Source organism: Azospirillum agricola (assembly GCF_017876095.1).
Taxonomy (GTDB): domain Bacteria; phylum Pseudomonadota; class Alphaproteobacteria; order Azospirillales; family Azospirillaceae; genus Azospirillum; species Azospirillum agricola.
The window spans coordinates 58,792-79,268 of record NZ_JAGINM010000018.1 but is presented as its reverse complement, the minus strand read 5'-3'; the positions used below and the strand labels follow the sequence as shown (position 1 = coordinate 79,268).

The 20,477-nt window shown below is 68.4% G+C and carries 21 protein-coding genes; 13 read left to right on the top strand and 8 right to left on the bottom strand.

Annotated elements, in window-relative coordinates:
* Positions 1-317 precede the first annotated feature (317 nt).
* Positions 318-668 carry a hypothetical protein gene (locus J2847_RS24010; RefSeq protein WP_209781318.1) on the top strand — a complete coding sequence of 117 codons (351 nt, stop codon included), beginning with the start codon at positions 318-320 and terminating at the stop codon, positions 666-668.
* Positions 669-725: 57 nt separating this feature from the next.
* On the opposite strand, the gene J2847_RS24005 is transcribed toward J2847_RS24010, so the two are convergent.
* The 3 genes from J2847_RS24005 to J2847_RS23995 all read right to left on the bottom strand — a co-directional run bounded on the left by J2847_RS24005 (position 726) and on the right by J2847_RS23995 (position 3,725).
* On the bottom strand, positions 726-2,081 hold the full coding sequence (locus J2847_RS24005) for a hypothetical protein (RefSeq protein WP_209781317.1): 1,356 nt from the start codon (positions 2,079-2,081) through the stop codon (positions 726-728).
* 17 nt (positions 2,082-2,098) lie between these two features.
* A complete protein-coding gene (locus J2847_RS24000) occupies positions 2,099-2,719 on the bottom strand; it encodes a BON domain-containing protein (protein WP_325169473.1) in 621 nt (206 codons plus the stop codon).
* A 196-nt stretch (positions 2,720-2,915) separates the two neighbouring features.
* Positions 2,916-3,725: an N-acetylmuramoyl-L-alanine amidase family protein gene (locus J2847_RS23995; protein WP_233474751.1), complete on the bottom strand. Its 810-nt coding sequence runs from the start codon at positions 3,723-3,725 to the stop codon at positions 2,916-2,918.
* Between the two features lie 288 nt (positions 3,726-4,013).
* Between J2847_RS23995 and J2847_RS23990 the strand changes: the two genes are divergently transcribed.
* Positions 4,014-4,181 (top strand): hypothetical protein, encoded by a 168-nt coding sequence (locus J2847_RS23990; RefSeq protein ID WP_179166113.1) that lies wholly within the window; start codon positions 4,014-4,016, stop codon positions 4,179-4,181.
* Between the two features lie 138 nt (positions 4,182-4,319).
* Here J2847_RS23990 and J2847_RS23985 read toward each other — a convergent pair whose 3' ends face one another.
* A complete protein-coding gene (locus J2847_RS23985; protein ID WP_085553840.1) occupies positions 4,320-4,706 on the bottom strand; it encodes a hypothetical protein in 387 nt (128 codons plus the stop codon).
* 196 nt (positions 4,707-4,902) lie between these two features.
* Here J2847_RS23985 and purU point away from each other — a divergent pair, with 196 nt between their 5' ends.
* A complete protein-coding gene (gene purU, locus J2847_RS23980) occupies positions 4,903-5,769 on the top strand; it encodes a formyltetrahydrofolate deformylase (RefSeq protein WP_209781314.1) in 867 nt (288 codons plus the stop codon).
* 77 nt (positions 5,770-5,846) lie between these two features.
* Here purU and J2847_RS23975 read toward each other — a convergent pair whose 3' ends face one another.
* Positions 5,847-6,635, bottom strand: coding sequence for a response regulator (locus J2847_RS23975; protein WP_085553842.1), 789 nt, complete (start codon positions 6,633-6,635; stop codon positions 5,847-5,849).
* A gap of 723 nt (positions 6,636-7,358) precedes the next feature.
* Between J2847_RS23975 and J2847_RS23970 the strand changes: the two genes are divergently transcribed.
* The 3 genes from J2847_RS23970 to J2847_RS23960 all read left to right on the top strand — a co-directional run bounded on the left by J2847_RS23970 (position 7,359) and on the right by J2847_RS23960 (position 10,315).
* Positions 7,359-7,892 carry a hypothetical protein gene (locus J2847_RS23970; protein WP_209781313.1) on the top strand — a complete coding sequence of 178 codons (534 nt, stop codon included), beginning with the start codon at positions 7,359-7,361 and terminating at the stop codon, positions 7,890-7,892.
* Between the two features lie 345 nt (positions 7,893-8,237).
* Positions 8,238-9,884, top strand: a complete 1,647-nt coding sequence (locus J2847_RS23965) for an AMP-binding protein (RefSeq protein WP_233474750.1) — start codon at positions 8,238-8,240, stop codon at positions 9,882-9,884.
* Between the two features lie 26 nt (positions 9,885-9,910).
* Complete coding sequence (locus J2847_RS23960) at positions 9,911-10,315, top strand: GtrA family protein (protein ID WP_209781311.1); 405 nt, start codon at positions 9,911-9,913, stop codon at positions 10,313-10,315.
* On the opposite strand, the gene J2847_RS23955 is transcribed toward J2847_RS23960, so the two are convergent.
* From J2847_RS23955 to J2847_RS23945, 3 genes are all read right to left on the bottom strand, one after another.
* The gene (locus J2847_RS23955) at positions 10,273-11,058 is read right to left on the bottom strand and encodes a class I SAM-dependent methyltransferase (protein WP_209781310.1); all 786 of its coding nucleotides are present in this window, start codon (positions 11,056-11,058) and stop codon (positions 10,273-10,275) included. The genes J2847_RS23960 and J2847_RS23955 overlap by 43 nt on opposite strands.
* A 120-nt stretch (positions 11,059-11,178) precedes the next feature.
* Positions 11,179-12,039, bottom strand: coding sequence for a ChbG/HpnK family deacetylase (locus J2847_RS23950; RefSeq protein WP_209781309.1), 861 nt, complete (start codon positions 12,037-12,039; stop codon positions 11,179-11,181).
* 75 nt (positions 12,040-12,114) lie between these two features.
* The gene (locus J2847_RS23945) at positions 12,115-13,074 is read right to left on the bottom strand and encodes a DMT family transporter (protein WP_233474749.1); all 960 of its coding nucleotides are present in this window, start codon (positions 13,072-13,074) and stop codon (positions 12,115-12,117) included.
* Between the two features lie 396 nt (positions 13,075-13,470).
* Here J2847_RS23945 and J2847_RS23940 point away from each other — a divergent pair, with 396 nt between their 5' ends.
* From J2847_RS23940 to J2847_RS23910, 7 genes are all read left to right on the top strand, one after another.
* Entirely contained in the window at positions 13,471-15,072 is a 1,602-nt protein-coding gene (locus tag J2847_RS23940; RefSeq protein WP_209781307.1) for an ABC transporter substrate-binding protein, read from the top strand.
* 213 nt (positions 15,073-15,285) lie between these two features.
* Entirely contained in the window at positions 15,286-16,296 is a 1,011-nt protein-coding gene (locus tag J2847_RS23935; RefSeq protein WP_209781306.1) for an ABC transporter permease subunit, read from the top strand.
* Between the two features lie 8 nt (positions 16,297-16,304).
* The gene (locus J2847_RS23930; RefSeq protein ID WP_233474748.1) at positions 16,305-17,255 is read left to right on the top strand and encodes an ABC transporter permease subunit; all 951 of its coding nucleotides are present in this window, start codon (positions 16,305-16,307) and stop codon (positions 17,253-17,255) included.
* A gap of 4 nt (positions 17,256-17,259) precedes the next feature.
* The gene (locus J2847_RS23925) at positions 17,260-18,261 is read left to right on the top strand and encodes an ABC transporter ATP-binding protein (RefSeq protein WP_209781305.1); all 1,002 of its coding nucleotides are present in this window, start codon (positions 17,260-17,262) and stop codon (positions 18,259-18,261) included.
* Entirely contained in the window at positions 18,261-19,274 is a 1,014-nt protein-coding gene (locus J2847_RS23920) for a peptide ABC transporter ATP-binding protein (RefSeq protein ID WP_209781304.1), read from the top strand. The genes J2847_RS23925 and J2847_RS23920 overlap by 1 nt, the downstream gene beginning before the upstream one ends.
* Positions 19,275-19,384: 110 nt before the next feature.
* Positions 19,385-19,873, top strand: coding sequence for a YajQ family cyclic di-GMP-binding protein (locus J2847_RS23915; RefSeq protein ID WP_085553854.1), 489 nt, complete (start codon positions 19,385-19,387; stop codon positions 19,871-19,873).
* Positions 19,874-20,108: 235 nt separating this feature from the next.
* Complete coding sequence (locus J2847_RS23910; RefSeq protein WP_233474747.1) at positions 20,109-20,477, top strand: hypothetical protein; 369 nt, start codon at positions 20,109-20,111, stop codon at positions 20,475-20,477.

Here is a 20,477-nt window from a genome sequence, read left to right as displayed (position 1 = left end):
CCAGCGCCGTTCCGTCCACGGCCATAGCTGGATTCTAATCCGTTGTCGGCCTGTATTCTCTGCGGCAAATCAGCGCTTTATGGTGATTTCCATCCGCTCGGGGGATGCCGGACGACGATGAGATGATCAACGGAATCAATAGCATCCCGCCGGGCTTCCGGATGGGGCCGGACCGTTCGGATCTCGCCCGGCCAGCGCCGGAAGGCGCCCGCGATGGCGCCGCCCTCCGGCGGTGACGGGAAGGGGAAGGGCTCGACAAACCAGCGGCCCCATCTATCTGAGGGTTTTCCGAACCATCACGCCGCGTGAGCCGATCCGTGCCAGCCAAGCGCCCGCCTCTCGTCACTCCGGACGGCCGCTACATCGTGGTCCGGGGGCGGTTGTGGCGGGCGGCCAACCCTGCGTTGCCCGAGGCGGAGCGTGAGAGACTGGTCGTCGGCCTGATGGACGCGCGCCGGGCTGTCGCGGCGGCGCGGCGGGCGTCCGATCGCGACGCCGAGGCGACCGCGCACATGGTGGTCGACCATGCCAAGCGTGCGCTCGGCGAACGCGGGGCGGTGTGGTGGTCCGATGGGGCGCCCGACCTCAACCGGCACATGGCGCGGACGACGCCCTATGCGGAGTGGTACCGGTCGGCGACGGAACCGGAGGCCGCCGAGCGCTCATGAGCGTCCAAGCAACCGCCGGCGATCCATCCATGCGGCCTCATCAAGCCGGCCGCGGAGTCAGTCCAGCATCGGCAGGCCGGTTTCGATGCGGACCAGGGCGGCCAGCAGCGGGGCGCCGATGTCGCGCCGGACGAAGTTGCTCGACTTCTCCGCCGCGTTGATCGCCTGCTGGAAGGAACGGCGCCAGCGGTCGTCGTTGTAGGCGATCTTCTCCGCCTTCGCGCGCTGGGCCAGCAGGCCGGGCCGGCGGCCGGCGGCCTCGTCGACCAGCTTGTTCAGGCGGCGCAGCAGGTCGTTGGCGCCGGCGGAATCGTTGCGTTTGTGCGCCGCCTCGATCAACTCGGCCAGCGCCTCGCCGCGCGTGTCGATGTCCGAAACCTGCTCGGCGTAGGACAGCGCGGCAACGGTCTCGCCGCGGCGGGCCAGCCGTCCCAGCACCGCCGGAATGGTCCAGGGATTCTCGTCCTGCACGGTGCGCAGCAGGTTGAGCGCCAGGGGGGCGTCGCCCATCTCCGCCGCCGCGACGGCCAGCTCCGGCGGGCAGCAGTCGCCGCGCGTCTCCTTGAACTTGGAGAACTGCGTCTCGACCGTGTTGAGGAACAGGGTGCGGGCCTGCGCCTCCTTGCCGGCGCGCAGCAGCGCCTGGGAGACCAGCCCGAGCTCCCACGAGCAGTTGCGGGTGGTGGCGTAGGTCTTGGCCTCCTCGGCCAGCGCGCCGGCCAGCCCGGCGTCGCCGCGCCAGGCGGCGGCCTTGGCGATGTCGGCGAGGTTGTAGATGCGGGTCGAGCAGTCGGCGATCTGCCGGGTGATGTCGAGCGCGAGCTGGGTCTGCCCCATCAGGGCCAGCGCGCGGGCGACGAACAGATCCTGGCCGGAGCTGTCGGTGATGCCGCCGCGCCGCACGGCGCTGACGAAGGGGGCGACGATCTCCTTGGCGCGGCCGGGGTCGCCGATCTGGTGGTAGGCGACGGCCAGGGACAGCCAGTCCCAGCGCGCGGCGGAGATCGGGGTCTCCACCGGCGGCAGCATCTCGCCGATGCGGTGCAGGGAGCACAGGCTGGTCAGCGGCTCGTTGCAGACCATGGCGCGGATGCGCGAGCGGAACTCGTAGAAATCGAAGTCGCCGACGAACTGGTTGGTGACGAGCTGCACCGCCAGCGGGCTGTCCGGGAACTTGGTGACGATCTCGTTGAACAGCTTGTCGGCCTCCTTCAGGAGGCGCGATTCCTCGGCGACGTCGTAGGTGTTGTCGGCCTGCCGGATGAGCTGCATCGCCTGCACGAACAGGCGGTTCGCCGGCCCCGGATCCTGCGCCAGGGCGGGGCCGGCCAGCGCCGCCATCGCCAGGAACAGGGCGGCGAGGAGGCTGGCGGTGCGGGCGTACGCGGTCACACGGGCAAAGGCGGGGGCCATGGCGATGCGGCTTCGATCTAGAGGCTGGCGAGAAGACGGACGTAGTTGACGACGCGCTGGACATTGGCGACCGAGCGGGCGTGCTGGATCACCGTGTCCAGCTCGGCCTGCGTGGTGGCGACACCCATCAGATAGACAACCCCGTCGACGGTATCGATGCTGTAGTTCTGGCTATGAACGTCGCCATCGAAGGTAATCCTGGTGCGCAGCTGGGTCGAAATCCAGGTGTCGCGGGCGTTGTCGACGATGCCGGCGCCGTTGTCGATCTGGATCTCGTTGATGACCTCGCGCACGCCCTCGGCCTGCCAGGCGAGCCGGACGGCGTCCAGCCGCATCTGCGCGTCGGTCGCGCGGCCGGTCAGCAGCACGCGGCCCTGGTTGATGGACAGGCCGATGCGGTTGGTCATCTCCAGCGAATGCTGGAGCCAGAGATGGTTGATGCTGGCCCGGATCTGGGTGTCGCTGGCGAAGCCCTTCAGCCCGCGATGCTCCGACGCCACGGCGGCGGTGGCGCCGGCCCCGCCGATCACCAGCGGCGCGCAGCCGGGCAGCGCCATGGCGGCGGCCAGCGTCAGGCCGACCAGCGTCAACGTCGCAAGCGCCGGCCGGAACGTCGAATGGCGGCTCGGACCCGTCACAGCATGCCTCCCCTCTCCGGCGCGTCCGCCGGGCCGCCGACGTGGCGGGCGGCCGGAAAAAGTCACGGCCGGCGAGGGTTGGCAATGGGAATTCTTGGAAGTCTTGCGGGTCATCGTCGATTTGTCCGTCAGTGATGCACGGATGTTGCACTCGCTGCGCTTGCGAAGGAACGCGCGGGGCAGGGTGGGGCCGGGATCAGGCGAAGCCGCGCAGCGTCAGCACGGTGGCGATCTCGCGCGCCAGCACATGGGCGACGACGCGGCGGGCCTTGGCGTCGCGCAGGATCTCCTCGTCGCGGGGGTTCGACAGGAAACCGGTCTCGACCAGCACGGAGGGGACGTCGGGCGCCTTCAGCACCGCGAAGTTGGCCGAGCGCATCGGGTTGTCGAGCAGGCGCAGGTCCTTGCCGGCTCCCCGCACCAGGGTCTGGCGGGCGATCAGCGAGGCGTTGCGGGTGTGGCGGGCGGTCAGATCGAGCAGGATGTCCTTCACCACCTTGGTCGCCCCCTTCCAGTCCGGTCCGGCGAAGCGGTCGGCCTGGTTCTCGCGCTGCGCCAGCCGCGAGGCGAAGGCGTCCGATGCCTTGTCGGACAGCGTGTAGGCCGACAGGCCGCGCGCCTGCGGGTTTGGGGCGCTGTCGGCATGGATCGACACCAGCAGGTCGGCGTCGGCCTTGCGGGTGATCGCCACGCGCTCCTCCAACGCCAGGAAGCGGTCGTCGCTGCGGGTCAGGCGGGCGGTGACGCGGTGGCGCTCGCCCAGCAGGCGGGCCACCTCGCGGGCGATGTCGAGCGTGACCTCCTTCTCCTGGGTGCCGCGGGTGCCGATGGCGCCGGGGTCGGCGCCGCCATGGCCGGGGTCGAGCATCACCAGCCGCGGCCGCCGGGCCGGGCCGGGCCCGCCGGGCCGGGCGGAGGGCTTCCGGCCGGGGCGGGGGACGGGATCGGGGGCGGCCAGCGCCGGCAGGGCGGTGAAGGGGGACGGAACCGCCAGAGGCAGCGTCAAGGCCAGTCCCAAAAGCCGTCTGCGATCCATGATTCCACACACCGGTTTCATAACATTGCGTGTTGCGGGCGACCCCTGCCGTGAGCTTGGCCGGTTCTGGCGAGCCGCTAACCAGTGGGTGTGCGAAAAAGTGTTTTCAAGTGACGCAAGGTTACCGCCTTCGAATATTGATGTGCGCTTCGTCATACCTCCGGGGTTGACCCTATGATGATTCGACACAGGTGAACAGTTGCTTGAAGATGGAGTCGGAAAGCGCTAAAATTTTAGAGACAAGCTCGGGAGGTAACGATGTTGAGGAAAGCCTTGTTCAACATCATCCGGCAAGAGCAGCGCGAGGTCGAGGACGAGCTGGAGAAGGAGGAGCGCTGCTCCACGCCCGACGTCGGGCGCCTGATCGGCCTGCGGCAGGAGGTGAGCAGCCTGCGCCGCGAACTGGAGCATTTCCGGGACGTCTGAAGCCGGGCGCCCGGTCCGGAGCATCAAGCCCCGCTTCCAGGGAGCCGTTCGCTCTCCGGATGCACGAAGCTTGCGGCCTTTTTTACCCCCTTCTCGGCGGTGCGCCGAATAAGGAGACCGGCGAGGGAGCCAGAACCGTCATCCGAGCTTGACGTAACCGCGCTCGATGACCCGCTCCGCCGCCTCGTAGACCGATTGCATTTCCTCGTAGGCGGCGCGCAGCCGGGCAAGCTCGGCGACCGCCGCCGCATCGGGATGGCGGCTGTCCGCCGCCTTGATGCCGGCGCGGAGATAATCGGCGCGCAGTTCTGCCACCCGCACCGCCATGCGCAGGAAGGTGTCGCGGTTCAGGTTCGGCAACTCGCGCCCGATCACCTCGCAGTTGGCCTCCAGGATCGCGGCGTCCATGTTTTCCAGGAAGCGCCGGATGCGGTGGCGGGCGCCGATGTCGACGGCTTCCGGCGGCAGAAGCTTGTCCACCTTGCCCTTGTTGAACTCTCCAACGACTTTTCCGCGCGACGCCATGGGACGCTCCGTTGCGCGCGACCGGTGCGGCCGCCTGTCCGAATGATTGTGGCACCGCGCCCCGTGCGACGCCAGAGGGCCGAACTCCGTTGCCGCATCCTTGCAAGGGTGCCGCCGCAATCGAGCGGGTGCAACGCGGCGCGGTTCATGATACGCAGGCTTCCCCTTTTCCGTTGCCCGCACTGGTAGACGCGCGATGTCCGAGACCGGCTCCGATTACATCCTGACCATTTCCTGCCCCGACGCGGTCGGCATCGTCTACGCGGTGTCCGGTTTCCTGGCGGAACGGAGCTGCAACATCGTCGACAGCGCCCAGTTCGGCGACCGGGTGTCGGGCCTATTCTTCCTGCGCATCCATTTCACCGCCGGGGCCGGCGGCCCGTCGCAGGCGTCGCTCCATGCCGATTTCGCCGCCCATGTCGCCGACCGCTTTTCCATGACGTGGAAACTGCACGACGCCGGCCGGCGCCAGCGCGTGCTGATCATGGTGTCGAAGTTCGGGCACTGCCTGAACGACCTGCTGTACCGCTACCGCACCGGCTACCTGCCGATCGAGATCCCGGCGATCGTCTCCAACCACCGCGACTTCTATCAACTGGCGGCGTGGCACAACATCCCGTTCCACCACATCCCCGTCGGCCCCGAGAACAAGGCGCAGCAGGAGGCCCGGCTGCTGGAACTCGTCGAGGAGGAGCGGATCGACCTGGTCGTGCTCGCCCGCTACATGCAGGTGCTGTCCGGCGCGCTGTGCGAGCGGATGGCCGGGCGGGTCATCAACATCCACCACAGCTTCCTGCCCAGCTTCAAGGGCGCCAAGCCCTACCACCAGGCGCACGCGCGCGGCGTGAAGCTGATCGGGGCGACGGCGCATTACGTGACCTCGAACCTCGACGAGGGACCGATCATCGAGCAGGAAGCCGAGCGCGTCGACCACACGATGGCGCCCGACGATCTCGTGGCCATGGGGCGCGACATCGAGAACGTCGTGCTGGCGCGCGCCGTCCGCTACCATGTCGAGCACCGGGTGCTGCTGAACGGCAACAAGACGGTGGTCTTCCGCTGACCGCGGCGCTCCGACGCCTTTGAAGCGCGAAGGGCGGTGCGGGTCGATGCCCGCGCCGCCCTCTTTCCGCATCCGGCTCAATGCGGCTGGGCGGTCTCGCGGGCGTCCTCCGGTTGCGGCATGAAGACCGCGCGGGTGATCGCCTGCTCGATCTGGTCGCGGGTGAAGGGCTTCGGAATTACCGGCCCCAGATGCTCCAGCCCGTGCTTGGCGAGGTCGTCCGGGAAGGCGGTCACGAAGATCACCGGCAGGAAGCGCTGGGCGCGCAGCTCGCGCGCCACCTCCAGCCCGTTGTCGCCGTCGGCCAGCCGGATGTCCATCAGCGCCAGCGTCGGGCGGTGCTCCGCCGCCAGCGTCAGCGCCTCGTCCATCGTCGCGGCGTTGCCGCAGACGATGTGGCCCATGCCGCGCACCGTCTCGGCCAGATCATAGGCGATGATGGCGTCGTCCTCGACGATCAGGATCGTCGCGGTCAGGCGGGCGCGCACCCGGTCGCGGGCGTGGGTGAGGCGATGGACCGCGTCCTCCGGCGGCAGCCCCAGCACGGCGGCGGCGTCGGCGACCGGCAGATCCTCCAGGTTGACCAGCAGATACAGGCGCCGGTCGGTTTCGTCCAACGCCATCAGCGCCGACTCCACCGGGTGGTAGGGGGCGACGGACGGCGGAACGGCACCCTCGTCCTGCAACTGGTTCAGGTGACGGTAGAGGGCGCCGCGCGACAGATCCGCAGCCCCCTGGGCTTCCAGGTACCATTCCAGGGTCCGCGTCACCAAGGCGTCGCCACGGCCGCTGGTGCCTGTCAGCGCGCGGGCGTAGCGACGCAGGTAAGGCAAATGCTGCATGAAGTGGCCGGTGTACTGCTCCATCTCTCTCCCCGTGCCTTGACTTGCGGCGCGTTCTGCCGGGCGTCTTGCGGTGGTCCCCAATCGGCCCGCCGAGCCCTCGGCTCACAAGAGAGTGCCCTGTCCGGGAGCGCGGCGGTCAAGTTCATATGGCGCAGCCCACGGCCAAACGGGAGTGAACCCGAAAGATTTATTCGAGATACCTGCAAAGAATTACCCATTCATGGCTAGGCCGCCGGACGAATGGACATGCGGCCGTTTAGCTCGAAAGGGATAAGTGCTCTCCCCGCCTCGGGAAAACGCCCATCCGACTTTAACCGTTCGGAAAGACTTAGCGCCATACTCTGACATTGCCCTCCGGCTCCGGCTGTGAGAGGGCGAGGCGAGTGTTCCCGATCCTTGAACGCGCCGGCACCTTCCCCCGGGCCGGCGCGTTTTTTCTTGTCTCGCTTTTGATGCCCTCGGGGACAGCCGGGCCGGGAGCGCCGGGAACCCTCCGCGCAAGGGAGTGTTGAGCGATGCAACGGTGTGATTCCTCCCCGAACCGCCGCATCCTGCCCGCCGCCGCACGCCCCCGTCCCGCCGGAGCGCGTGGGCGGCGCTTTTTTTGCCGGTTCCTTCACACAGCGGTGCTTGCAAGCCGCTTAAGCGGAAGTTAATGACATCGACACAACGTCATCTCAGGGATGGGGGTTGCGGTCGGGTGCCGCCCCCCTTTCGGTTGCCGCAGCGGGTCCGGATTCACGCATGGAAGACCAAGAGTTCGACCGGTCGCTGACCGACGGCGTGCCGCCGGATGAGCTGGCCGATTACAGCCTGTGGCGCGATCGTGTGCGGGGCACCAACATTTCCGACAAGACGCTGCTCGCCACCGACTACCTCAATCACTTCAACGAAATCGTGATGCTGATCGAGATGGTTCCGGACATGCCGGACATGCTGGAGGAATGCCTGATCTGGCAGCCCAAGAGCTACGCCGAGCATTTCCGCGACAGCGGTTTTTCCGACCGGGACCTCGCCATCGAGGCCTATGGGCATGTCCCGTCGAAATTCCGCCGGCCTTTCGAGGACACCATCGCCCAGGCCCATCAGGTGATCGCCCACACGCTGGAGCGGGTCTCCACCGACATCCAGGGCGGCGACCCGGACAAGCTGCGGGCCGACTGCCAGATTTCCGTCGCGATGATCCATCGCATCATCCAGGTCGCCAACGGCATCATCCACGGCACCGCCCATGTGATGGAGCAGGGCGAGATCGACCTCTATCTCAGCAACGGCTGAGGGCCCCCGAGGGGGGCTGTGAGAGCCGACGAGACGCGCGCGCCGGAAGCCCAATCTCCGGCCGCAGACGCCCGGCGCGAATGGCGATTGATGGTGCACCCACCATTCGGTCGTTGCATGGCTCCTGGCCTCCGCCCTGCATTATAGTGGGGTCTCTAAGAAAAGACGGGGCCGCGTGCGCGCGTCCACCGCGGGGGGAGTTGGAGCAAATCCATGAAGGCATGCGCCTTCGCACCGGCCGTGGAGCTGGTTGCGCAGGAAGATGGCGCGTGGCGGCCTTGTCCCGCCACCGATCACGCCGACCTCGCCGCACCCGTCGAGCATTCGGGGGAGGGCGGTAGACGCATGGGACGTACCGGGCATCTCGACAGCTTCACCCGCGACCGGCTGCCGGCGCCCTCGAAACGCCCCGATTTCCTTCTCGACCGTCCCGAACTGGCCTATCCTGAACGGCTCAACGCCGCCTCCGCCCTGCTCGACGGCTGGCGCGCGCGTGGATGGGACGAGCGTCCCTGCCTGATCGACGGCGCGGGCACGGTGTGGAGCTATGGCCGGGTCCGCGATACGGTCGACCGCATCGCGCGGGTGCTGACCGAGGATTACGGCATCGTGCCCGGCAACCGCGTGCTGCTGCGCGGGCCGAACAGCCCGATGCTGGCGGCCTGCTGGCTGGCGGTGATCAAGGCCGGCGCCGTGCTGGTGCCGACCATGCCGCTGTTGCGGGCGCCCGAGCTGGCCGACGTGCTGGCCCGCGCCTCCATCGACATGGCGCTGTGCGACGTCCGCGCCCTCCACGACCTGGAGGAGGCGGCCCCGCCGTCGATGCGGGTGGTCGGCTTCCTCGACGGTCTCCAGGGCGGCGAGCTGGAGCACCGCATCGCCGGCAAGCCGGCCGGTTTCGAGGCAGCCGACACGGCCAACGACGACGTGGCGTTGATCGCCTTCACGTCCGGCACCACCGGGACGCCGAAGGCGGCGGCGCATCTGCACCGGCATCTGCTGGCCATCGCCGACCTGTCGCCGCGTTCGGTGCTGGGCACGACGGCGGACGACGTCTTCTGCGGCTCGCCGACGCTGGCCTTCGCCTACGGGCTCGGCGGTCTTCTGCTGTTCCCGTTGCGCATCGGCGCCTCGGTGGTGCTGCTGGAGCGCGGAACCCACGACCGGCTGCTGGAGGCGGCGACCCGCCACAAGGCGACCGTGCTCTTCACCGTGCCGACCGTCTACCGCGGCATGATCGCCCATCTGGAGCAGGAGCCGGCGCTGGCCGAGGGGCTGCGCAGCCTGCGGCTCTGCGTGTCCGCCGGGGAGCCGCTGCCGCTGACCACCTTCGAGGGCTGGCGGGCGATGACCGGGCGGGAGATCCTCGACAGCCTCGGCACGACCGAACTGCTGAACGCCGTGCTGCACGCGGTGCCGGGCAACGTCCGGCCCGGCTCCACCGGAAAGCCGGTGCCCGGCTACGAGGCGATGGTGGTGGACGAGCAGTTCCAGCCGGTGCCGACGGGGCAGGTCGGGCGGCTGGCGGTGCGCGGCGCCACGGGCTGCCTGTATCTCGACGACCCGCGCCAGGAGAGTTACGTCCAGCATGGCTGGAACCTGACCGGAGACGCCTTCCACGTCGATGAGGACGGCTTCTTCTGGTACCACGCCCGCACCGACGACCTGATCGTGTCGGCCGGCTACAAGATCTCCGGGCTGGAGGTCGAGAACATCCTGATGGAGCACGAGGCGGTGCAGGAATGCGCGGTCATCGCCGCTCCCGACCCGGTGCGCGGCACCATCCCCAAGGCGTTCGTGGTCATCCGCGAGGGAATGCGGCCGGACGACCGGCTGGCCGAACTGTTGCAGACCTACGTCAAGGACCACATCGCCCCCTACAAGTACCCGCGCGCGGTCGAGTTCCTCGACGAGCTGCCGCGCACGGAGACCGGCAAGGTCCAGCGCTTCAAGCTGCGCCGCCGCGAATGGGAGCATGGTGAGGACGACTGAGCGGGGCGCGACCGGTGGCGGCCTTCATGGCTGACGGAGCGTTTCGCCAGTTCCTGCTGTTCGCCCTGGTCGGTGGCGCGGCGGCGGTGGTCCATTACGGGACGCTGGTCGCGCTGGCCGAACTGTTCGCGGTCGCGCCGGTGCCGGCCTCGGCCGCCGGCTTCCTCGCCGGCGGGGTGGTCAGCTATCTCCTGAATTACGGGCATGTGTTCCGCAGCGAGCAGGAGCATGGTCCGACAGCCGCGAAGTTCGTCGCGGTCGCCGCCGTCGGGCTGGGCCTGAACAGCGCCATCATGTGGGCGCTGGTGCATGGCGTGTCCCTGCATTACCTGCTGGCCCAGGTGACGGCGACCGGGTTGGTGATGCTGTGGAGCTTCGCCGCGAACCGCTATTGGACGTTCAGCGCCGGAGCCGGCTCCTCGGCGTCTTGAGGCGTCCGGGTTCGTGGGTGGGCGATGAAGCTGCGCCGGTGCGGCGTCGGGCCGATGTTGCGGGGCAGGCGGATGCCGCGCAGGCCGGCCTTCTCCAGCCGCTCCAGAACCTCGTCGGGGGTGTAGGTGGCGAACCCGGCCTCGCGGCGGACCTGCCGGTAGTCCGAAAGGGTCAGCCGCAGCAGCGCCACCAGCGACGCGGTCAGGAATCCATGCTCCCAGCCCATCCGCAACTGGCTGGCGACGTCGGCCAGCATCGGGGTGCCGGGATCGACCACGTCGGCGATCAGCGCCCTGCCGCCGGGGGACAGGAGCTTGCGCCAGCGCTCCAGCAGCGTCGGCAGATCCGCTTCCGGAATGTACTGGAGAACCGAGACGACCAGCAGCAGATCGACGCTTCCCGGCGGCAGCGCGGCCAGGCCGCGCTCGTCGAGGACGCGGACGCGCGGGTTGCCGGAAAACCGCCCGGTCAGTCGGGCGCGGACAGCCGGCGAGGCGTCGAAGAGAAGGAGGCTGCCGCAGCGTTCGGCCATCGCGTCGGCCGCCAGCGCGTCGCCGCAACCGAAATCCAGCACGGTGCCGTCCGATGGCAGATGCTCCGCCACATCCTGTCCGATGCGGGCGAAATGAGCCTCGAGATGGCGCCGGTTGGCGTAGATGCTGTGTGGCCGGTTCCAGAACTCGACCCAGCGATCGGCGGTGGAGGGTGGGGCGGTCGGGGAGGCCGTTCGAGCGGAGTCCATCGGTGCGCTGCCCCCTCCCCGGAATGGTGGATGTCCGCGGCCGGCGGTGCGCCATCGAAACGTGCCGGTCCGCCGCGCAACGAAACACCGGGAAAGGGTAGGAAGGAAACCGGAAAGACGTCAAGCCGGAATGTTTGTGAATCCAGCGAAACGGACCAGCCGCAGGCCGCGCCGGTCCAGCAGGTCGGCAAAGGCCGGGCCTTTGAGATAGGCGTGTTCGGCACGTCGGGGCTCGACGAGGCTGTCGACGCGGCGCAGATCCTCGTCGGGAATGCCGGGATGCACCATGACCAGCGGGCGGTCGTCCGGCCGGTGTCCGGGCGTGTCGAGGAAGCGTGGCAGCAGCTCGGCGAAGGGGGTGGCGGTGGCGAAGTCGTAGACTCCGGAGAAGCGGTTGTTGGCTGGAATGCCGCGTTCCCGCGCCAGCCGGGCGAGGCTGCCGCCCAGGCCCCCGATCAGCAGCGCCTTGGGCACCGCCACGCCGCGCCGCAGGACGGCGCCGGCCGGCTCGCCGCACAGCCGGACATAGGCGCCGGGCAGGGCGGCCAGGGCGTCGGCGACCGCCTCGCGCACCGTCGGCAACTGGTGGACGTGCTGGTGGCCGTCGATGTAGGCGGGCGGGCCGCCCCAGGCCGTGGCGAAGGCGTCGAGCTGGCGCGCAAGCTCGTCATGGATTTCGGAAGCGTCGAGCCGGCCGCCATAGGCGAGCGCCATCAGCCGGCCGAGCGGCGGCAGGCGGCCGTCGCGGGCCAGTCGCGGCATCGGGCCGAGCGGAGGCTGGTCGGTCAGCGTGAAATGCAGCCCGACATCGGCCTTCCCGGCCAACTCGCGCAGGGGGGCGGCGCCCGGAGCCCAGAAGGGGCAGAGGCTCATGACCGAGGTGGCGGTCAGCCGGTCCAGGGCGATCAGTTCGCGGATGGCGGCGTTGACGCCCGGCGCCAGTCCGTAATCGTCGGCGCACAGCAGGATCGGGAGGGTCATGGGTCCGGCTCGTCAGGCATGGCGGATGCCCCGCCAAGATGGCCGGGCGGTCCTGCCCGATCAAGCGCGGCTTGTCTAGATCCGGTCGGTGCAGGCGCGGTCGGCCGTCGCCTCCGGCGCCGGGGCGCCCGGCCTCGCGGGCAGGGTGGCCAGCGCCACGCCCGGCAGCACCAGCGCGACACCGGCCAGATGGAAGGGCTCCAGCCCCTCGCCCAGCAACAGCCAGGAGCCCAGCGCGGCCCACAGCGGCGACAGGTAGAGCGCCGTGGAGGCCTGCGCCGCGCCCATCAGGGCGATGGTCCGCTGGTAGGCGATGAAGGCGAGGACCGAGGCGAACAGGGCGACGCTGCCGATCGACAGCATGGTGTGGACGGTGAAGGGCACCGGCCGCACCGCCAGCGTCTCCCACGCGTAGAAGGGCGTCAGCACCAGGACGCCGACGAGGGCGTTGGCGGCGAAGCTGGTCATCACCGGCAGCGGACCGCCGCGGCTCTGGCGCAGCAGGATGGTGAAGACCGACCAGGAAATGGCGCCGGCCAGCACCTGGAGGTCGCCGATGTTGAAGGACAGGTGCAGCAGGGCGTCGAGATCGCCGCGCGTCAGGATCACCAGCACGCCGGCCATCGCCACCAGGATGCCGGCGGCCTGCCGCGGGCGGATCGCCTCGCCCAGCCAGACCGCGGCGATGGCCAGCACCATCACCGGGCTGGTGGCGTAGATCAGGCTGGCGTTGGTGGCGCTGGTGTGGGCAAGGCCGTAATAGACGACGGCGCCCGAGATGCCCTGCCCGAGAACCCCCAGCATGAGGAAGCGCCGCCAGTCGGCGAGCAGCCGGTGGCGGTGTGCCAGCAGCCCCGGCAGGGCGAAGGGCAGGATGATGAGGAAGGCCAGCGCCCAGCGCCAGAAGGTCAGACCGACCGGTGGCACCACATGGGCGAGCGCCCGCCCCAGCACGGGATTCGACGCCAGCAGGGCGGAACCCACCAGATACAGGCCGTAGATGGACAGCGGGTTCGAGCGCGGAGCGGAAGCCATGAAGCGGGGCGGAGCGTGGTGGAGGGGGTGCGGCGCGTCGTCGCGGCCCGCTGCAACCAACCCTAGCATGGTCCGCCACGGGGCCGGGTAGGGCGGGTTCGCATGGCTGCCGCCCTTGTCGGCGGCCCTTTCAAGGGAGCGGAAAACCGGATTCGGCGCGTCAACCGTCTGTCCGTTGGGTAAACGGAATTTTCAACTTGGCAACTGTTGCCGAATGCTGCCCGAAAAGCGTATGAAAACATCGTCCTGGAGCCCGGAAAAATGCGCCGTAGGGTAGAGTAGCGACGTATGCATGTTCACGTTGACAGTTGCCTCGGGCACGAGCCAAATACCCCGGAACTCAAAGGCGATTTGGCGAATTTCGATCGCTTCAACCGGAATCGGGAGGCTAGAAGAATGAAGCGCATCCTGTTGGGTGCCGGGCTTGGTATGGCCGCGGCGCTGGCGCTCGCGGCGCCGGCCCAGGCCGCGAAGACCCTTGTCTACTGCTCCGAGGGTAGCCCCGAAAACTTCAACCCCATGCTGAACACGACGGGCACCAGCTTCGACGTGTCGCTGCCGGTCTACAACAACCTCGTCCAGTTCGAGCGGGGCGGCACCAAGGTCGTCCCCGGTCTCGCCGAGTCCTGGACGGTCTCCGAAGACGGTCTGACCTACACCTTCAAGCTGCGCGCCGGCGCCAAGTGGCACAGCAGCAACGACTTCAAGCCGACCCGCGACGCCAACGCCGACGACGTGCTGTTCTCGTTCAATCGCCAGTGGAAGGCGGACCATCCCTTCCACAAGGTGTCGGGCGGCGCGTACGACTACTTCGGCGACATGGCGATGCCCAAGCTGCTGAAGTCGATCGAAAAGGTCGACGACCTGACCGTCAAGTTCACGCTGAACGCGGTCGAGGCGCCCTTCCTCGCCAACCTCGCCATGCCCTTCGCGCCGATCATGTCGGCCGAATACGCCGACCAGCTCCTGAAGAAGGGCACGCCGGAGAAGCTGGACCAGATCCCGATCGGGACCGGCCCCTTCCAGTTCGTCGCCTACCAGAAGGACGCGGTGATCCGCTACAAGGCGTTCGAGAATTACTGGGGCGGGCGCCAGCCGCTCGACAACCTCGTCTTCGCCATCACGCCCGACGCGGCCGTCCGTTACGCCAAGCTGAAGGCGAACGAATGCCAGATCATGCCGTACCCGAACCCGGCCGATCTGGACGCGATGAAGAAGGACACCTCCATCGTCCTGCAGGAGCAGGAGGGGCTGAACGTCGGCTACCTGTCCTTCAACGTCCAGAAGAAGCCGTTCGACGACGTGCGCGTCCGCCGCGCCATCAGCATGGCGCTGGACAAGAAGGCGATGGTCGACGCCGTCTACCAGAGCGCCGGCGTTCCGGCCAAGAACCCGATTCCGCCCACCATGTGGTCCTACAACAAGGCGATCGAGGACTACCCCTTCGACCAGGAGCGCGCCAAGAAGCTGCTGGCCGACGCGGGCTATCCGAACGGCTTCGAGACGGATCTGTGGGCGATGCCGGTGCAGCGCCCCTACAACCCCAACGCCAAGCGCATCGCCGAGATGATGCAGGCCGACCTTGCCAAGATCGGCGTCAAGGCCAAGATCGTCCAGTATGAGTGGGGCGAGTACCGCAAGCGCATGCAGCAGGGCGAGCACCAGATGGGCATGCTCGGCTGGACCGGCGACAACGGCGATCCGGACAATTTCCTGTACAACCTGCTGGGCTGCGAAGCGGCCCGTCCGGGCGGCAGCAACCTGTCCAAGTGGTGCAACAAGGAGTTCGACGATCTCGTCGTCCAGGCCAAGCGCACCACCGACGTCGCCGCCCGCACCAAGCTGTACGAGCAGGCCCAGGTGATCTTCAAGGAGGACGCCCCCTGGTACACCATCGCCCATTCGGTGGTGCACATGGGGCTGAGCAAGAACGTCGTCGATTACAAGATGGATTCCTTCGGCATCCATCGTTTCGAGGGCGTCGACCTGAAGCAGTGAGGTTGGTGCCGGCGTTTCCCGTCCAGGCCCGGTAGCGTTTTTAAAACCGGGTCTGGAAAGCCGCCGTTCAGGCAAGGTCGTTTTCCAGCTTTCCGACCATCATCCCCGCCCATGCGGGGATGATGGATTTCGCACAGGCCGGACACCATTTTTTTGGGTGTTTCCCGGCCGATCCTGATGTTTCGACCGCGCTTTTAAAAGAGTGATCCTTCGATGCTGCGCTTCATCCTGACGCGGGTGAGCTTGGTGATTCCGACCTTTCTCGGCATCACCTTTCTAACCTTCATTCTGATCCGGCTGGTTCCCGGCGACCCCATCGAGGTCCGCGTCGGCGAACGCGGCATCGCGCCCGAGCGGCTGGCCCAGCTTCGCCACGAGATGGGGCTCGACCTGCCGCTGTGGCAGCAGTTCCTCGACTATGTCGGAAACGTGCTGAGCGGTGATTTCGGCCTGTCGCTGATCACCCGCAACCCGGTGCTGGACGAGTTCGTCACCCTGTTCCCGGCGACGCTGGAGCTGGCCTTCTCCGCCATGCTGTTCGCGACGCTGGTGGGTCTGCCGGCCGGCATCCTGGCGGCGGTGAAGCGCGGCTCGATGTTCGACCATGGCGTCATGGGACTCAGCCTGACCGGCTATTCGATGCCGATCTTCTGGTGGGGCCTGTTGCTGATCCTGTTCTTCTCGGTCGGCCTCGGCTGGACCCCGGTGTCGGGCCGGCTCGACCTGCTCTATTACGTGGAGCCGACCACCGGCTTCATGCTGATCGACACGCTGATGGCCGGCGAATACGGCGCCTTCCGCTCGGCGTTGCAGCACCTGATCCTGCCGACCATCGTGCTCGGCACCGTGCCGCTGGCCGTGGTGGCGCGCATGACGCGTTCGGCGATGCTGGAGGTGCTGGGCGAGGACTACATCCGCACCGCCCGTGCCAAGGGGCTGGCCGGCCGCCGCGTCATCGGCATGCACGCGCTGCGCAACGCGCTGATCCCGGTGGTGACGGTCATCGGCCTCCAGGTCGGCACGCTGCTGGGCGGCGCCATCCTGACCGAGACGATCTTCTCCTGGCCCGGCGTCGGCAAGTGGCTGATTGAATCGATCGGCCGGCGCGACTATCCGGCGCTCCAGGGCGGCGTGCTGCTGATCGCCACCTCGGTCATCCTGGTCAATCTGCTGGTGGACGTGCTGTACGGCGTCCTCAACCCCCGCATCCGTCACGCGCGGTGAGGCGAGCCATGTCCACGAACCTGTCCTCCACCCCCTCCTCGCCGGATTCGGCCACGCCGGTTCCGGCGACATCCATCGACACCACCCCGGTGTCGCGACCGCCGCACCCGCTGGTCGAGTTCTGGTATCACTTCAAGCAGAACAAGGGCGCGCTGCTCGGCCTCGTGGTGATCCTCCTCATCACCTTCGTCGCTCTCTTCGCCGAACTGCTGGCTCCGCACGACCCCAACATCCAGTACCGCGACGCGATCCTCGCCGCGCCGGTCTGGTACGAGGGCGGGACGTGGCGCTTCATCCTCGGCACCGACGACATCGGCCGCGACATGCTGTCCCGCCTGATGTTCGGCGCCCGGCTGTCGATGATGATCGGCCTGATCGTCGTCACCCTGTCGCTGGCCATCGGGCTGGGTCTGGGTCTGGTCGCCGGCTTCTTCGGCGGCATGACCGACGTGCTGATCATGCGCTTCATGGACATCCTGCTGGCGCTGCCCAGCCTGCTGCTCGCCGTGGTGGTCGCCGCCATCCTCGGGCCGGGGCTGGTCAACGCGATGATCGCGGTGTCGGTGGTCGTCATCCCGCACTACGCCCGCCTGACCCGCGCGGCGGTGATGGCGGAGACCGGCAAGGACTACGTCGTCGCCTCGCGCGTGGCCGGGGCCGGGCCGCTTCGATTGATGCTGATCGTCGTGCTGCCGAACTGCCTGGCGCCGCTGATCGTGCAGGCGACTCTCGGTTTCTCGACCGCCATCCTGGATGCCGCCGCGCTCGGCTTCCTGGGCCTCGGCGCGCAGCCGCCGACGCCGGAATGGGGCACCATGCTGGCTTCTTCCCTCCAGTTCCTCCAGCGCGCGCCCTGGGTCGTCACCTGGCCCGGCGTGGCGATCCTGGTGACGGTGCTGGCCTTCAATCTGTTGGGCGACGGTCTCCGCGACGCGCTCGACCCCAAGCTGAAACGTTGACGTCATGCCTCTTCTCGACATCAAGAACCTGTCGGTCGAGTTCACCACCCGCGCCGGCACCTTCCGCGCGGTGGACGGGATCGACCTGACCGTGGACGAGGGCGAGGTCGTCGGCATCGTCGGCGAGTCCGGTTCCGGCAAATCGGTGACGTCGCTGGCGGTGATGGGCCTGCTCGGCTCCAACGGCAAGGTCGTCGCCGACCGGATGATGTTCGGCGGCAAGGACCTGCTGACCATGCCGCCGGCCCAGCGCCGGGCGATCACCGGCAAGGACGTCGCCATGGTCTTCCAGGAACCGATGACCAGCCTCAACCCCTGCTTCACCGTCGGCTTCCAGATCATGGAGACGCTGCGCGTGCATGAGGGGCTGTCCGGCAAGGCGCTGCGCAACCGTGCCATCGCGCTCCTGGAGCAGGTCGGCATCCCGGCGCCGGAGACCCGTCTGTCGGCCTTCCCGCACCAGCTCTCGGGCGGCATGAGCCAGCGCGTGATGATCGCCATCGCCATCGCCTGCAACCCGCGCCTGCTGGTGGCGGACGAACCGACGACCGCGCTCGACGTCACCATCCAGAAGCAGATCCTCGATTTGCTGGTGCGGTTGCAGAAGGAGCGGGGCATGGCCCTGATCCTGATCACCCACGACATGGGCGTGGTGGCGGAGACCGCCCAGCGCGTCGTCGTGATGTACGCCGGCCAAGTGGCGGAGACGCGGCCGGTCGCCGACCTGTTCGAGCGGCCGCGCCACCCCTACACCGGGGCGCTGCTCGACGCGCTGCCGGAGCGGGCGCTCGGCAAGCGGCGGCTGCCGACCATCCCCGGCATGGTGCCGGGCATCGCCGACCGGCCGTCGGGCTGCCTGTTCAGCCCGCGCTGCCGCTTCGCCGACGACCGCTGCCGGGCCGAGCGTCCGGCCCTGTTCGACGTGGACAACGGCAAGGCCCGTTGTTTCTACCCCTTGCCCGACACCTACTCCGGCGGGCTCGCCGCCGCCGAGGGGGCGATCTGATGAACACCGACACCATGCGGGCCGCCCCCGATCGCGCCGCCGACCGCTCCATCGTCCTGGAGGCGCGGGACCTGCGCAAGCACTACGCCGTCAAGCGCGGCGTCTTCAAGCCGATGGCGACCGTCAAGGCGCTGGATGGCGTCTCCTTCCAGCTCCAGGCCGGGCGCACGCTGGCGGTGGTCGGCGAATCCGGCTGCGGCAAGTCGACGCTCGCCCGTTCGGTCACCATGATCGAGCCGCCGAGCGCCGGCGTGCTCTGCTACGACGGCCGCGACGTCGTCGGCCGCAGCGCCTCGGAGATGAAGGATCTGCGCCGGACGGTGCAGATGGTCTTCCAGAATCCCTACGGCTCGCTGAACCCGCGCAAGACGGTCGGCTCGATCCTGACCGAGCCGCTGGTCATCAACACCGACATGGGCAAGGACGAGCGGCGCGCCCGCGCCGTCGCCATGATGGGCAAGGTCGGGCTGCGGCCCGACCAGGTGGACCGCTACCCGCACATGTTCTCCGGCGGGCAGCGCCAGCGCATCGCCATCGCCCGCGCCCTGATGCTGAACCCCCGCGTGGTGGTGGCGGACGAGCCGGTGTCGGCGCTCGACGTGTCGATCCAGGCGCAGGTGCTCAATCTGATGATGGATTTGCAGGAGGAGCTGAACCTCGCCTACCTGTTCATCTCGCACGACCTCAGCGTGGTGCGGCACATCGCCGACGCCATCATGGTCATGTATCTCGGCAAGCCGGTGGAGCATGGCGCCAAGGACGTGGTCTTCGCGCGTCCCCGCCACCCCTACACCCGCATCCTGCTGGCGGCGACGCCGCGGGTGAACCCGTCGCTGCGGCTGGAGCGGGTGCTGCCGAAGGGCGAGCTTCCCTCGCCGCTGAACCCGCCGCCGGGCTGCTCCTTCCACAAGCGCTGCCCCCACGCCACCGAGCGCTGCGCGGCGGAGGTTCCGGCCCTGCGCCCGGTGGACGACCGGCTGGTGGCTTGCCACTACGCCGAACAGATGAACTGAGGACTGCGCATCCCGCGAGAACGACCGGGGAAGGCGGCTGTTGAGTGCGGCGGCCGTCTTCTTTACGGTGCGCCGGATTCGCTCATTCAAAAATCAGGGAGAAAGCCGCCATGCCGTCGTTCGACATCGTGTCCGAGACCGACATTCACGAGATCGACAACGCCATCGCCGGCGTCCGCCGCGAGATCGAGACCCGCTTCGACTTCAAGGGGTCGAAATGCACGGTCGAGCGGCTGGAGAACGACATCACCCTGCTGGCCGACGATGCGCCGAAGCTGGCGCAGATGCAGGAGCTGCTGCGCGTCCATGTCACCCGCCGCAAGCTCGACGCCGCGGCGCTCGACTTTTCGGCCACCCCGGAGCGGGCGGCGGGCGACGCGCTGCGCCACAAGGTGACGGTGAAGCAGGGGATCGCGCAGGATCTGGCGAAGACCATCGTCAAAGGGATCAAGGACGCCAAGATGAAGGTCCAGGTCTCCATCCAGGGCGACGAACTGCGCGTGACCGGCAAGAAGCGCGACGACCTCCAGGAGGCCATCGCGCTGGTCAAGCGCATGGGCATCGAGCAGCCGTTGCAGTACCAGAACTTCCGGGACTGACGCTTCGCGACGGGCACACCCCGGCAGGGCTTGCCGGGGTGTGGGAAAATTGTGCCGGGCCGCTGGGCAATTTCTGCCGGGCGATTTGCCGCAGGACGGCTGCTCCGCCTGACTCCCGTCATCCGTTCGATGGCGCGCAAATTGCTTGATCCCCTGGGTTCGCGGCGAATGGTTCGTCGCGGCTCGCAAGGGCGTTTCCATGTCGACGATGGCCAACAGTGAGGCCACGCAAGCCATGCGAATCCGGGCCGAAGAGGTCCTGGAGCGCAAAGGGGCGTCCGCGCCCCGGCAGGCGGGAGCGCTGGCCGGCCAGTTCGCGGCGATGCTGGAGACGCTGAACGGCGTCGGCGAGGCGTCGGCCGCCGGTGCGAACGGCCCGGCGGTGGCGCCCGTGGCGCAGCCGGCGCTGCGGCTCGGCGTCGGCGCCGTCAGCCTGTTCGCCCAGCAGGCGGAGGGGGCCGAGGGCGCCGGCCAAGGCGCCGACATCCAGCCGCCGAACCCCGACGAGGGCGCGCTTCAGGTGGTGGAGAGCGCCATCCAGGCCGGCGACGGCTCCAACTTCCGTTGGTTGACCACGCTGCTGACCCAGAACACCGCCGCTTGA